Origin of the sequence: Streptomyces sp. NPDC051218 (assembly GCF_044455475.1) — a bacterium.
Classification (GTDB): domain Bacteria; phylum Actinomycetota; class Actinomycetes; order Streptomycetales; family Streptomycetaceae; genus Streptomyces.
Window position 1 is genome coordinate 397247 of sequence record NZ_JBITEU010000010.1, and the last position, 12938, is coordinate 410184.

Here is a 12938-nt window from a genome sequence, read left to right on the forward strand (position 1 = left end):
CGGGTCAGCTCCCCGTCGGGCGTACGAGGGACGCGGCGGTGCGCAGCAGGATGCACAGGTCCTGCCAGAACGACCAGCTGTCGATGTAGGCGTTGTCGAAGCGGCACCGGTCCTCGATCGAGGTGTCGCCCCGCAGCCCCTGGATCTGGGCGAGCCCGGTGATACCGGTCGGCATGCGGTGGCGCTCGGCGTAACCCGGGTGTGCCTTGCTGAACTGGCCGACGAAATAAGGTCGTTCGGGCCGCGGTCCGACCAGGCTCATGTCGCCCCGCAGGACATTCCACAGCTGGGGGAACTCGTCGAGCGACGTACGGCGCAGGAACTGGCAGAAGCGGCTCATGCGCTGCTCGCCCGCGACGGTCCACCTGGTCGCCGCCTCGTGCGGGTCCGCGGGACGGTGGGTGCGGAACTTCAGCAGGGTGAACGGCCGCCCGCCTCTGCCGATCCGCTCCTGACGGAAGATCACCCCGGGCCCTTCGGTGGCCCGCAGGACCGCGGCGCAGGTGAGGAGGACGGGGCTGATGAGCAGCAGCAGGGCCCCCGAGGTCACGAGGTCGAGGGCACGCTTGCTGACACTGAAGTGGCTGCGCCGCACGGGCACGAGCGGCCGGCAGGGGAACCCGGCGAGCCGCGCGGATCTCGCCTGCCGCCCCGGCGCGTCGTAACCCGGCGGCTGCGTCGCGTCGATCGCCCATACGTCGCAGCCCGAACCGCTCAGCGTCCGCAGCCACCCGATCTGCTCGGGGCCGGGGGTCGGTCCGACGACCAGAACGGTGCGCACGGCGTTCTGGATGACCGCGCGGCGCAGCTCCTCGATCGTGGAGAGCACCGGCAGTTCGGCGCCATCGGACTCCGTGCGCCCGGCAGGCGCCTCCCCCACGATGCCCACGGGCCGCACCCCGGCCTGCGGGTGGCGCAGGACCGCGTCCGCCACGCGCCGCGCGACGGAGCAGGGGCCGACCACCAGGGCCGGGCGCGGCTGCCGGAGCACCGCTCTGCGGGCCCACCAGTACAGGGCGCCGCGGCCCGCGCAGCTCAGCACGCTCTGGAGCGCCGCCGCCGTGCACAGAGTGGCCAGGGAGAGCGGGCTCAGTACGGAGGTGCTCGCGGCCAGAAGCCCCACGGCGCACCAGCTCAGCAGGGCCTGCCAGGCCAGCGAGGGCAGTTCGTCGAGGGCGCTCGGCACGGCGAGCGGGCGGTACAGCGCGGCGCGTGCGTTCAGGCCGGTCACCCCGGCGAGCAGCAGGACCACCAGCAGGGGGTGGCGCTGCGCCCCGGTGAGCAGCACGGTCCCCAGGAGGGCGGCCGCGCAGTCGACGGTGAGCAGGGGCAGGACCGATGAGCGGCGTGCCGAAGGCCCCCGTTTGCTGCTCGTCCTACGGAGCCCCCCGCCCCCGCGGGGTGGGATGACCGAGGCGGTGGCGATGGCTTGGTCGGCCGCCCGTGGCTGCGCGGCAGGGGCGACGGTTCGTTCCGCACTCACGGGTTGCTGGACTCCCTGCTCTTGATGGGCCCCACGTCCAGTAGCTCGCGGTACACGGACGCGACAGCTTCCGCGGTGTGCCGCACATCGTGGGTGTTCAGAACGTGGCGGTGCGCCGCACGGCCGAGGGATTCACGCAGCGGCGGATCGCCGAGCAGTCCGAGGAGGGCGCGCGCCAGTGCCTCCGGGTCCTCCGGGGGGACGAGGCCATGGGGCGCGAGGCCGGGCGGCAGGCTCTCGCGCGCGCCGTCCACGTCGGTGACCACCACGGGCCGTGCGCAGGCCATCGCCTCCAGGGGTACGAGCGCCATGCCCTCCCACCGGGACGGCAGCACCACGAGGTCGGCCGCCCGGTACCAGGGGGCGGCGTCCTGGACGTCTCCGACGAACCGCACGGATGCGGGCGCCTGTTCCCGCAGTCCTGCCGCGTCGGGTCCGTCCCCCACGAGGGCGAGGCGGGCGAGCGGCATCCGCTCGGCGACCGCGGCCCAGGCCCGCAGCAGGACGTCCTGTCCCTTCTGCCGGCACAGCCGTCCCACGCACACCACCAGAGGCTCCCGCTGGGAGAGCCCCAGAGCCGTGCGCGCGGTTTGGGCGGCCTCGGGCCGGAAGCGCTCGACGTCTACCCCGTTCGGGATCACGGACCAGGGCGCTTCGATCCCGGCCCGCTGCCCGGTCCGCCGTTCCGCCTCGCTGACGCAGACCACGTGCGTGGCCCAGCGCGCCCCGAAGCGCTCCCACCGCCGGGCGAGCCCCGCGGTCACGCCGCCGACGGCCTCGAAGGACCATGCGTGCGGCTGGAAGACCGTGGGCACCATGCCGCGCAGGGCGAGCCGGGCGGCGAGTCCGGCCTTGGCGCTGTGGGCGTGCACGACGTCGGGCCCGAGCTCGTCGACGATGCGGGAGATGCGCCGGACCTCGTCCGCGAGGCCCGGCCCCGGGGAGCGGGTCGCCGCCCACCTGTGGACACCGCATCCCGTGCCGCGCACGGCAGCCGGCAGGCCGCCACGGTCCGGACACGCCACGTCGACCCGCATCCCGGTGGACAGCTGGGACTTCACCAGGTCGGTGACCACGCGGGCCACTCCGCCGTCGACGGGCTGCGAGACGTGAAGGACGCTCAGCCGGGGGTCAGTTGATGACATGGGAGAGCCGCACGGAATAACGCATGACCGGCGTTGCCCTTTCGGGAAAGGTTCCGAACCAGGAGCGAGAATTTCATGCGACAGTCACACGCAACTCGCAACTTCCCGCACTTGTTCATTCAAATGGCTTCAGGAGGAGAGCAACACTAGCCGCTTTTTGCATTAATCCAGGAAGGCTGACAAGTGTGTCGGAATCGTGAAGTGCGTAACGCACGGAGCCTTCCCGGAACACGGGCGCGGGGGCCGTCGCGTTAACCCTGCGCCAGCAGATCACCCTTTTGGGCCCACAACCCCTGCGGGCGAAGTCCGTTGATCCATGCGCCGGGCACCCCGCCCTGCCGATGCATCAACTGACCAAGGAGCAACACTCCATGTCGCGTACCGCGAAGGCCCTCGCCCTCTCCACCGTTGCCGTGGCCGCCATGGCCGGCAGCGCCGGCGTCGCCGCCGCCGACTCCGGTGCCCACGGTGCCACCGTCAACTCCCCCGGTGTCATCTCGGGCAACGCCGTCCAGGTCCCGGTCCACGTGCCGGTCAACGCCTGCGGCAACACCGTCAACGTCATCGGTCTGCTGAACCCGGCGTTCGGCAACACCTGCGTCAACGCCTGACGCTCCGGCAGCACCGCTGCACGCTCTGCGCGACGGCCGTTCTCCCCCGAGGAGGACGGCCGTCCTGCGTTCCCCTCCACACCCCCGGTGTGCGCCATGCCCCCGAATGGCAGTCGCTCGGTTGCGGCCGATGTCCACCGCTTTCACGGTGAACACAAGATCCGACACAGCACCGAGACGCATCACCGAAGGGAACATCCATGCGCGCTCTGCCCGTACGGCGTATCGCGACCACCGTCCTCTCCGCCACGCTCCTCCTCGGGGCGGCCGCTCCCGCCATCGCAGCCGAGAGCGACTCCTCGCATGGCAGCACCCGGCAAGCGGCCGGCGAGCCCGTCCCCGACGTGGAAAAGCTGCTGGCCCAGGTCAAGACCCTGGGCGACGTCGGCGGCGTCCTCACCCCGGTCACCGATCTGCTCACCGCCGTGCTCAAGGCCGAGAAGGGTCAACTTCCCGAGGCGGACGCCACGAAGCTCACCGCTTCGGCGAAGGACGCCATCACGGAGGCCACCGGCGCGGCGCCCCAGACACCGGCGCTCCCCCAGACACCGGCCGCTCCCGACACCTCCACGGTGCCGCAGGCCCCTGCGCTCCCCCAGGCCCCGTCCGGCACCGACAAGGCGGCGCCGGACCCCAAGGCCGACGCCCTGAAGGCGCTGCAGACCACGGTCGACGCCCTGCTCAAGGCGGCCACCGGCGGCGACGCCGCGAAGGCGGCGGGTGCGGTCCCGCCCGTGCTCACCGGTCTCGTCAACGTCCTCGCCGCCACGCTGGTCGGCGGCGGCCTCCCCGCGCCCGACCTGGCAGGCCTGCCGGCCCTGCCGAAGGAGCCCGCGGCTTCCTGAGCGTCGCCCCCTGCCCGTCGTGTCGGACCTCCGTCCGGCGCGACGGGTTTCTCATGTGCCCGTACCGCACGTGCCGTCTCACACGTGTCCATCTCACACGTGTCCATCTCGCGCACGTGTCCATCTCATACGAGAAAAAGACCCCGCCTTCGTTCGGGTGGGTTCCGGGATTTTCCGCCGCACAGAGTTTCCGCCGTACACAGCGCTCGTTACCCATGGCGAAGTGAAAATCCCCTCTGGCGACCGTCCGTCGCCGCAGAAAGGAACATGATGAAGCCCCTGAAGGCTGCCGCCGTCGTTGCCGGATCCATGGTCATCGCTGGTGCCGCCGCACCCGCCTTTGCCGCCGACCTCACGCCCACCAGCCTGAACGGTGCAGTCGACACGCTCGCCGCCCACTCGTCGCAGCTCGACGCGGCCCCGCTCGCCACCAACGCCCTTGACACCGAGAACAAGGACTCGGTCGTCAACACCGTTTCGGGTGCGGCGAAGAGCCTGCACGCGGGCGGCGGCGCCGGCAAGCTCCTCGGCGGACTTCCCGTCTCGAAGTAGAGCTCTTTCCCGCTCCTTCATTCGGTGCAATTGCCGCGGTGAAACAACACGCGACAGTGAGGGCCGGTTCCGCGGAAACATTCTGCGGAACCGGCCCTCAGGCCTTTCCCGGGCCGCCCCTTCTCCGCCGTTGCCCCTCAGTTCGACTGCGGGGAGCCGGAGTTCGAGCCGCGCGTGCCCCGATCGTGTGATCGCTCGCCCGTACTCACCCAAACAAGTGACAGCCGTAGTCGGGGAATCAGGACACATCGATACGGTTCCGGGATGACGTCGACATCGAGCGAGACCCGCACTTTCCGAGCCGCCGATCTGGGCACCCTCACGGTGGTCGCCTGGAGTGGTGAACACCCCGAGGACGAGAAGGACATGCCTTTCCTGCTCGCCTATTCGCTCGGCGACGGCGAAGGCGGTCCTGAGGGCGCGACCGAAGCCATCGAGCTCCTCCTTGAGAACACCGGACTCCCTATCGGCGGTCCCGTCGTGGAGAGTTCCCGCAATCCGAGCCTGCCCGTTACCCTCCTCGTCGAGGCAGGCCAGGCCGTACTGAACATGCCGCACCTGAACGCCCAGTGCGTCGTACCGCCGGAGTGGCTCGCCGCGGTGGGCGAGCGCGGGCACGCCTACTTCATGTTCACCACGCGCCCCTGGCCCGAGGCCAAGCCCGGCGTACCCCTCTCCGAGGAGGCACTCGCGGCGTTCGCGGGCACCGAGGAGACGATGACGCGGTCCGCGCACTGCCTGCTCACCGCGAAGAGCCTGCGCGGCTAGGAGCCGCACCGGAGCCCGCACACGACCGGGGCCCGCCGCTCGGGACGAACCGACGGGCCCCGGTGAACCCAGTGAGGATCGCAGCGATGTACACGAAGACGTCTCTTCCTGAGGCCCGTAAGCCCGAAGCCCCTTTAGGGCGGGTGGATCCGCCGTCCGGTGACACCGGTGGGAGCCGTGCGCTCGCGCTGCTTCTGGTGATCACGGGAGCGGCGGGGCTGCTCGCGGCGTGGGTCATCACCCTGGACAAGTTCAAGCTCCTGGAGGACCCGGACTACACGCCGGCGTGCAGCCTCAACCCGGTGGTCTCCTGCGGCAACATCATGAAGAGCGAACAGGCGTCGGTCTTCGGGTTCCCGAACCCGATGCTGGGCATCGCCGCGTACGCCGTCGTGATCTGTGTCGGCATGAGTCTGCTGGGCCGTGCGCGCTTCCCGCGCTGGTACTGGCTCACGCTGAACGCGGGCATGCTCTTCGGCGTCGGGTTCTGCACCTGGCTGATGTACCAGTCGCTGTACGAGATCAACTCGCTGTGCCTGTGGTGCTGCCTGGCCTGGGTCGCCACGATCGTCATGTTCTGGTACGTCACCTCGTTCAACGTCCGTAACGGCCTTCTGCCCGCGCAGCCCTGGCTGCGTACGTTCTTCGGTGAGTTCACCTGGGTGCTTCCGGTGCTGCACGTCGGCATCATCGGCATGCTGGTCCTCACCCGCTGGTGGGACTTCTGGACCAGCTGATGCCGATCACATCCTTCACCCGCAGAGCCACGATGCGGAACCTCATCGCCGTCGCCGTCACCGCGGTGACGGGGCAGGCCGCCCTCCACTGGTGGACCAGGCAACCGGCTCAGGACCCGCCGTCCGACGACCTCGGTGACGGCTCGTTCGACGAGATCTACGCGGGCTGGCACATCCGCGGGTCGAAAGCCGCCGCGAACGGCCCCCACACGGGCGCCTCCTGGGACATCACCGTCGACGGCCGCCCGCTCCACCTCATACGACGCGCCGACGGTGGCTATCTGAGCATGATCGACCACTACCAGTCGTATCCGACGCCTCTCATCGCCACCCGCAGGGCAGTGGACGAACTCGGCCCCGGACAACAACTGCGCGCCGTGCACACCTGATCACCGCCCCGCACGCCCGGACCGGAGGAGCGAACCGACGTGGTCCACACGCGCAAGAACCAGGCCCGGCTCACCAGCGCCGAGAAGCGGCGCTTCGTCAACGCGCTGCTGGAGCTCAAACGCAAGGGCGAGTACGACGAGTTCGTCCGGGTCCACATCGAGCACTACGTGTCCGACGGGGACGACGGACTGAGGGTGGCCCACATGACGCCCTCGTTCCTGCCCTGGCACCGCCGGTTCCTCCTGGAGTTCGAGCGGGCCCTGCAACGGGTGGACTCCGCGGTGACCGTCCCGTACTGGGACTGGACGGCGGACAGGGCACCCGGCGCCTCGCTCTGGGGCAGCGGGCTCATGGGCGGCAACGGGCGCCGCACCGACCGGCAGGTCATGACCGGTCCGTTCGCCCGCACGAACGGGGCCTGGATCATCAAGGAAGGGGAGACGAGCGGTGACTTCCTGATGCGCGACTTCGGCCGGCCGCAGAACCCGATCGAGCTGCCCACCGAGGCGGAGCTGTCCCGGGCGATGCGCGACCCTTTGTACGACAAGGCGCCCTGGGATTCCACCTCGTCCACCGGCTTCCGCAACAAGCTGGAGGGGTGGACGTCCGGCATCGGCAACAGCAAGTGGCGCAACCACAACCGCGTCCATCGCTGGGTCGGCGGGCACATGCTTGGCGGCGCGTCGGTCAACGACCCCGTCTTCTGGCTGAACCACGCCTTCGTGGACCTGCTGTGGGACCGCTGGCAGGCGCGCCACCCCCGCTCGGCGCCCTACCTGCCCGAGAAGCCACCGCGGGCCGGGAACGGTCCGCCGCGCGGCCGTATCTGCGCGCGTTACGAGGGGATGCCGCCGTGGGACGCGAAGCCGGACCAGCTGATCAGCCACCGTGGTATCTACCGCTACGCGTGACGGGACATCTACCGCTACGCGTGACGGGGCATCCATCGTTACGCGTGCCGGGGCATCCACCGATACGCGTGACCGGCATGACGAAGCCCCCGGCGGCCGTCGACCGCCGGGGGCTCACGTACGGGGGTCAGCTGCCGTAGCCGCCGTGGCCGCCCTTGTGTCCGCCGTCGGCGTTCACGCAGGTGTTGCCGAAGGCCGGGTTCAGCAGCCCGATGACGTCCACAGTGTTGCCGCACACGTTGACCGGGACGTGGACCGGGACCTGGACGAGGTTGCCCGAAAGGACGCCGGGCGAGCCCACGGCCGCACCCTCGGCGCCGGCGTCAGCCATGGCCATACCGGTGCCACTGAGCACCACGGCGCCCGTGCCGACGGCAACAGCGGCTGCCTTCGCGATGCGAGACATCACGTTCTCCTTTGAATTGACGAGTACAGCCGCATGTACGCGGCCCTACTGTCCCTTCAACGGCGTCATCGACCGCAGGTAACGGCACCGATCGGTACATCATTGGTGAAATCGTCGGTGAATTCGTCCGGGCGACCGTGTCCAGCGCTGTTCCGATCCGTTGCGCATCACATGATCTCAACACGACGCATGGCCGCCGCCCTCGCTCTCGCAGCGGGCGCCACCGCCCTTGCCGCGCCCGCCGCGAGCGCCGCCCCCATCTCCCCCACCGGCACGATCGACTCGCTCGCCGCGTCCTCGATCCCCGAGGAGCACCGCGCCGAGGTGCCGTCCGTCACCGAGCAGCTCAAGGGACTCAACGGTCTGTACGAGCTGCAGCAGCTGCACCAGCTGACCGACATGGCCGCGCCGGTCACGGGTCTGCTGGGCGGCATCCAGTAGTAACCGCACGTCTCACGTGCGAGGAGAGGCGGGGCCGGGCCCGAGCGGTCCCGGCCCCGCCTCACGCATGGCCGACGCCGGCGGCCCGGTGGATCTAGTAATGGATCTATGGGATCTATGGGATCTAGTAATGGATCTCAGTAGTTGTCGCCGAAGGCGGCTCGTTGGCGCTTCTCCAGCCAGCCACTGAACAGTCGGCCGATCGGCGCCGCCGCGACGCCGCCCTGTTCACCCGGTCCTGCCACCGACAGCAGCCAGGCAGGCATGAAGCGCAGCGTCCAGCCGGGGGCCGTCTTGCGCATGTGGGTCGCGAAGCCCTTCCAGACCTGCTGGCCGAGCGCCGGGGCGAGGCGGCCGAGCAGCTCGCGCTCCTCGTCACCCGCGTGCCCCGCCAGTTGTTCGCGCACCTCCTCCGTACGTCTGGCGAGTTCCGTCGCGACGGCGGGGTCCGTGCCGAGCCGTTCACTTGTCTCGTGCCAGGTGTGCAGGACCTTCGCCAGCTCTTCGTGCTCGGCGGTCATGAGATCCAACGCCTCCTGGTCTGCGCCTAGTTCACGTAGCCGAGGCCAGAGGTAGTCGTCCTCGCCCTCGTGGTGGTGCTCGATCACCTGGAACAGCTTGTCCACGTAGTCGAGGAGGGCGGCGGCCTGTTCGGCGTCGGGGGTACGGGCGAGCTGCTCGGCGCTGCGGGCCACGCGGTCGAGATCGCGCACCATGGCACGGTGGGCCAGCAGCATCGTCTGGTGACCCGAGGGCAGATGGGCGATGGACTCGGTCATGAATGTCGCTCCTCACAGGTCAGCGGCGTGCGTCACGATCTTGCCTCGACCGACGGCCGCGCCGGGGGCGTTCGCGTAACCCGGCTGCCGCGAACGGCCGCAACGCCCACCGGCCGGTGATATTCCGGTGCGGCGGCGATATTCCGATGCGGTGCACGGTCACGGCTGCCTAGACTTCGGGCAGCCGAATGATCAGCCAGTGAGGGAGGAGCCGGGCCATGCGTCACCGCACAGCTGCCTGCGCTCCCCGGTCGCGGTTCGACGTGATCCTGGTGTCTTCGCGCGTGCGGTGCCGGCTGCGCGGCCGTCACTGAACCTTCGGGGCGAACCCTCCGACGTACCAACGAGCCTCTGCCTGTCCGGGCACCTGTTTGGGCACCTGTCCGGGCAAGGAGGTCGTCGTCCTCGGTCCGGCTCCGTCCCGCCCTCAATCGCGCTGCCCCGCCCCGCATCACACCGAAAGGCCAAGGGCCGTGCGCACCAACACCAACACCAACCCCCCGTTTCAGCCTGGCAGTTCATCGACCGACGTCCGGAACCTCGGCATCCTCGCCCACGTCGACGCCGGCAAGACGACCGTCACCGAGCGGATCCTGTACCTGACCGGCGCCACCCACAAGAGAGGTGAGGTCCATGACGGCACGACCGTCACCGACTTCGACGCGCAGGAACGCGACCGGGGAATCACCATCTTCGCGGCGGCGGTCAGCTGCGCCTGGGACGGGCACCGGATCAACCTGATCGACACCCCGGGTCACGTCGACTTCGCCGACGAGGTGGAGCGCTCGCTGCGGGTGCTCGACGGCGCGGTGGCGGTGTTCGACGCCGTCGCGGGCGTCGAACCGCAGAGCGAGTCGGTGTGGCGCCAGGCCGATCGGTACGACGTGCCGCGGATCGCGTTCATCAACAAGCTGGATCGCGCGGGCGCGGACCTGGACACGGCGGTCGCGTCGCTCAGGGAACGCCTGCACACGGTCCCGCTGGTGGTGCAGCTGCCGATCGGTCGTGAGGACGAGTTCACCGGGGTGGTGGACCTGCTGGGCATGCGCGCACTGCTCTGGCAGGCGGGCAACGACTCGTACGAGACAACACCGATCCCCGAGGCCCAGATCATCCAAGCCCGCACACGCAGACGGGAGTTGGAGGAGAGGGTGGCGGAACTGCACCCGGCGGCGATGGAGGAGTACTGCACGACATCGACGCTCACCACCGCCACCCTGACGGCCGCGCTGCGCGACCTCACCCTCAGCGGTGGGGGCGTGGTGGTGCTGTGTGGTTCCGCCTACCGGAACCGCGGCATCGAGCCGCTGCTCGAAGCGGTCGTGGCCTACCTGCCGTCACCGACGGACGTTCCGCCGGTACGCGGGACGCTGGGCGAGACCGTGCAGGAGCGTGCGGCCGATCCGGGGGCGCCGTTCGCGGGCCTGGCGTTCAAGGTGAACGCGACGGCGACGGGGCGGCTGACGTACGTGCGCGTGTATTCGGGGACGATCGCGAAGGGAGAGACAGTGATGGACGCGGGCACGGGCCGCACCGAACGGATCGGCCGCATCCTGCGCGTACAGGCCGACCGCCACGCGGAGTTGGACCGGGCGACGGCCGGCGACATCGTGGCCGTGGTGGGCCTGAAGACGGCCCGCGCCGGCACCACGCTGTGCTCCCCTGCGGCGCCCCTGGTCCTTGAACCTCCCACGGTGGCGGAATCGGTGGTCTCGGTGGCGGTGGAGGCGCAAAGGAGCGTGGACACCGGCAGGTTGTCCTCGGCACTGGCGCGTCTGGTCGAGGAGGACCCGTCGCTGGCGGTACGGGTCGATCGCGAGACGGGCCAGACGGTGCTCTCCGGCATGGGTGAACTGCACCTGGAGGTGGCGGTGGAGAAGATCCGCCGCGCCCACGGCATCGAGGTCGGCGTGGGCCGCCCGCAGGTGGCGTACCGCGAGACGGTCGTGCGCGGGGTGTCGGGTCTGGTCTACCGGCACGTCAAACAGGACGGCGGGGCAGGGCAGTTCGCCCATGTGGTCCTGGACGTCGAACCTCTGGAGGCGCAACCGGGCATGGCTCACACCTTCACGTTCGACGCCACGGTGACGGGTGGCCGGGTGCCGCAGGAGTACATCCGCGCGGTGGAGGCAGGCTGCAGGGACGCTCTCGCCGAGGGCCCCCTGGGCGGCCACCCGGTGACGGGCCTGCGGGTCACGCTCACCGACGGGGCGACCCACTCCAAGGACTCCTCGGAGATGGCGTTCCGCACGGCGGGCCGATTCGCCCTGCGTGCGGCACTCCGGGCTTCGGTGCTGCAACTCCTGGAACCGGTGGTGGAGTTGACGGCAACGCTCCCGGAGGAGGCGGTGGGCGGAGTACTCGGCGACCTGGCGGCCCGCCGAGCCCGGATCACCAACTCAACCACGCGCTCCGGCACAGCCACGATCACGGCAACGGTGCCTTTGTCCGAACTCTTCGGCTACGCAACCCGCCTACGCAGCCGCACCCAGGGGAGGGGGACGTTCTCTACTCGGGGGGTGGGGTATGCGGGGGTGCCGGTCGGTGTGTTCACCGAGGCCCCGGCCCGTTAGCGCCAGGGATGGCCCCGCCTTGCACAAAGGGATGGCCCCGCTCGTGAGAGCGGGGCCATCCCCGTGCCGACGGCGTGGTGTCGGCTGGTCCGGTCACACGTTGAACCGGAACTCCACCACATCCCCGTCCTGCATCACATACTCCTTGCCCTCCATGCGCGCCTTGCCCTTCGCGCGGGCCTCTGCCACCGAGCCCGTCTCGACCAGGTCCTCGAAGGAGATGACCTCGGCCTTGATGAAGCCCTTCTGGAAGTCCGTGTGGATCACGCCGGCCGCCTCGGGGGCCGTCGCGCCCTTCGGGATCGTCCAGGCTCGGGATTCCTTCGGGCCCGCCGTCAGGTACGTCTGGAGGCCCAGGGTGCGGAAGCCCACGTGGGCCAGGGTGGCGAGGCCCGGTTCCTCCTGGCCTACCGACTGGAGGAGTTCCAGGGCCTCCTCCTCGTCCAGCTCCGCGAGGTCCGACTCCAGCTTCGCGTTGAGGAAGATCGCCTCCGCGGGGGCGACCAGGGCGCTCTGCTCGGCCTTGAACGCGTCGTCCGTCAGCTCGTCCTCGTCCACGTTGAAGACGTAGAGGAAGGGCTTCGTCGTCAGGAGGTGGAGGTCGTGGAGGAGCTCCTCCCGGCCCGAGCCCTGGACGATGCCCTGCGAGAAGAGCGTGTCGCCCTTCTCCAGGATCGCCTGGGCCTCCTCCACCGCCTTCACCTTCGGAGCGATGTCCTTCTTGATGCGCGATTCCTTCTGGAGGCGCGGGAGGACCTTCTCGATGGTCTGGAGGTCGGCGAGGATCAGCTCGGTGTTGATCGTCTCGATGTCGTCCTTGGGCGAGACCTTGCCGTCCACGTGCACGACGTTCTCGTCCTTGAAGGCGCGGATGACCTGGCAGATCGCGTCCGACTCGCGAATGTTCGCGAGGAACTTGTTGCCCAGGCCCTCGCCCTCGCTCGCGCCGCGCACGATGCCCGCGATGTCGACGAAGTCGACCGTCGCCGGGAGGACCTTCTGGGAGCTGAAGATCTCCGCCAGTTTCGTGAGGCGGGGGTCCGGGACTCCTACCACGCCGACATTCGGCTCGATCGTCGCGAACGGGTAGTTGGCCGCAAGGACGTCGTTCTTGGTCAGGGCGTTGAAAAGGGTCGACTTGCCGACATTGGGCAGGCCGACGATTCCGATCGTGAGCGACACGTTGCGACTTCCCGTACGTGAGTGCTGTGGGTGGACGGCCCGGAGGGCCGGAGCGACCGTAGGGCGATCCCCCAGTCTACGGCGTGCGGGCCCCGCACTCGTCGGCGTACCGGAC

The 12938-nt window shown here is 69.7% G+C and carries 14 protein-coding genes; 9 read left to right on the top strand and 5 right to left on the bottom strand.

Annotated features, from left to right (window positions below; genetic code table 11):
- Positions 1–4 precede the first annotated feature (4 nt).
- Positions 5–1483, bottom strand: a complete 1479-nt coding sequence (locus ACIBCK_RS29805; protein ID WP_399395194.1) for a sugar transferase — start codon at positions 1481–1483, stop codon at positions 5–7.
- Positions 1480–2628, bottom strand: coding sequence for a glycosyltransferase (locus ACIBCK_RS29810; RefSeq protein ID WP_399395196.1), 1149 nt, complete (start codon positions 2626–2628; stop codon positions 1480–1482). The genes ACIBCK_RS29805 and ACIBCK_RS29810 overlap by 4 nt, the downstream gene beginning before the upstream one ends.
- Before the next feature lie 371 nt (positions 2629–2999).
- On the opposite strand from ACIBCK_RS29810, the gene ACIBCK_RS29815 reads away from it, so the two are divergent.
- The 7 genes from ACIBCK_RS29815 to ACIBCK_RS29845 all read left to right on the top strand — a co-directional run bounded on the left by ACIBCK_RS29815 (position 3000) and on the right by ACIBCK_RS29845 (position 7442).
- On the top strand, positions 3000–3239 hold the full coding sequence (locus ACIBCK_RS29815) for a chaplin (protein ID WP_399395198.1): 240 nt from the start codon (positions 3000–3002) through the stop codon (positions 3237–3239).
- 200 nt (positions 3240–3439) lie between these two features.
- Positions 3440–4084: a hypothetical protein gene (locus ACIBCK_RS29820; RefSeq protein WP_399395200.1), complete on the top strand. Its 645-nt coding sequence runs from the start codon at positions 3440–3442 to the stop codon at positions 4082–4084.
- A gap of 270 nt (positions 4085–4354) precedes the next feature.
- The gene (locus ACIBCK_RS29825; protein ID WP_399395342.1) at positions 4355–4636 is read left to right on the top strand and encodes a hypothetical protein; all 282 of its coding nucleotides are present in this window, start codon (positions 4355–4357) and stop codon (positions 4634–4636) included.
- Positions 4637–4900: 264 nt separating this feature from the next.
- Complete coding sequence (locus tag ACIBCK_RS29830) at positions 4901–5404, top strand: DUF5949 family protein (protein ID WP_399395202.1); 504 nt, start codon at positions 4901–4903, stop codon at positions 5402–5404.
- An 86-nt stretch (positions 5405–5490) separates the two neighbouring features.
- Positions 5491–6141 (top strand): vitamin K epoxide reductase family protein, encoded by a 651-nt coding sequence (locus tag ACIBCK_RS29835; protein ID WP_399395204.1) that lies wholly within the window; start codon positions 5491–5493, stop codon positions 6139–6141.
- Entirely contained in the window at positions 6141–6530 is a 390-nt protein-coding gene (locus ACIBCK_RS29840) for a tyrosinase family oxidase copper chaperone (protein WP_399395206.1), read from the top strand. Before ACIBCK_RS29835 ends, ACIBCK_RS29840 begins: the two co-directional genes overlap by 1 nt.
- 39 nt (positions 6531–6569) lie before the next feature.
- A complete protein-coding gene (locus ACIBCK_RS29845) occupies positions 6570–7442 on the top strand; it encodes a tyrosinase family protein (protein WP_399395208.1) in 873 nt (290 codons plus the stop codon).
- Between the two features lie 127 nt (positions 7443–7569).
- On the opposite strand, the gene ACIBCK_RS29850 is transcribed toward ACIBCK_RS29845, so the two are convergent.
- Positions 7570–7848, bottom strand: a complete 279-nt coding sequence (locus ACIBCK_RS29850; protein WP_367044739.1) for a chaplin — start codon at positions 7846–7848, stop codon at positions 7570–7572.
- 171 nt (positions 7849–8019) lie between these two features.
- On the opposite strand from ACIBCK_RS29850, the gene ACIBCK_RS29855 reads away from it, so the two are divergent.
- Positions 8020–8289 carry a hypothetical protein gene (locus tag ACIBCK_RS29855; protein WP_367044738.1) on the top strand — a complete coding sequence of 90 codons (270 nt, stop codon included), beginning with the start codon at positions 8020–8022 and terminating at the stop codon, positions 8287–8289.
- 137 nt (positions 8290–8426) lie between these two features.
- On the opposite strand, the gene ACIBCK_RS29860 is transcribed toward ACIBCK_RS29855, so the two are convergent.
- Complete coding sequence (locus ACIBCK_RS29860; protein WP_399395211.1) at positions 8427–9068, bottom strand: hemerythrin domain-containing protein; 642 nt, start codon at positions 9066–9068, stop codon at positions 8427–8429.
- A gap of 473 nt (positions 9069–9541) precedes the next feature.
- Between ACIBCK_RS29860 and fusA the strand changes: the two genes are divergently transcribed.
- A complete protein-coding gene (gene fusA, locus ACIBCK_RS29865; protein ID WP_399395213.1) occupies positions 9542–11641 on the top strand; it encodes an elongation factor G in 2100 nt (699 codons plus the stop codon).
- 93 nt (positions 11642–11734) lie between these two features.
- Here the strand turns inward: fusA and ychF are convergent, their stop codons facing one another.
- Complete coding sequence (ychF, locus tag ACIBCK_RS29870) at positions 11735–12823, bottom strand: redox-regulated ATPase YchF (RefSeq protein WP_399395214.1); 1089 nt, start codon at positions 12821–12823, stop codon at positions 11735–11737.
- Between the last annotated feature and the right edge of the window lie 115 nt (positions 12824–12938).

Coding starts and splice junctions, on each gene's coding strand:
- ACIBCK_RS29810 (WP_399395196.1), bottom strand. CDS start 2,628: ATGTCATCAACTGACCCCCGGCTGAGCGTCCTTCACGTCTCGCAGCCC.
- ACIBCK_RS29815 (WP_399395198.1), top strand. CDS start 3,000: ATGTCGCGTACCGCGAAGGCCCTCGCCCTCTCCACCGTTGCCGTGGCC.
- ACIBCK_RS29820 (WP_399395200.1), top strand. CDS start 3,440: ATGCGCGCTCTGCCCGTACGGCGTATCGCGACCACCGTCCTCTCCGCC.
- ACIBCK_RS29825 (WP_399395342.1), top strand. CDS start 4,355: ATGAAGCCCCTGAAGGCTGCCGCCGTCGTTGCCGGATCCATGGTCATC.
- ACIBCK_RS29830 (WP_399395202.1), top strand. CDS start 4,901: ATGACGTCGACATCGAGCGAGACCCGCACTTTCCGAGCCGCCGATCTG.
- ACIBCK_RS29835 (WP_399395204.1), top strand. CDS start 5,491: ATGTACACGAAGACGTCTCTTCCTGAGGCCCGTAAGCCCGAAGCCCCT.
- ACIBCK_RS29840 (WP_399395206.1), top strand. CDS start 6,141: ATGCCGATCACATCCTTCACCCGCAGAGCCACGATGCGGAACCTCATC.
- ACIBCK_RS29850 (WP_367044739.1), bottom strand. CDS start 7,848: ATGTCTCGCATCGCGAAGGCAGCCGCTGTTGCCGTCGGCACGGGCGCC.
- ACIBCK_RS29855 (WP_367044738.1), top strand. CDS start 8,020: ATGATCTCAACACGACGCATGGCCGCCGCCCTCGCTCTCGCAGCGGGC.
- ACIBCK_RS29860 (WP_399395211.1), bottom strand. CDS start 9,068: ATGACCGAGTCCATCGCCCATCTGCCCTCGGGTCACCAGACGATGCTG.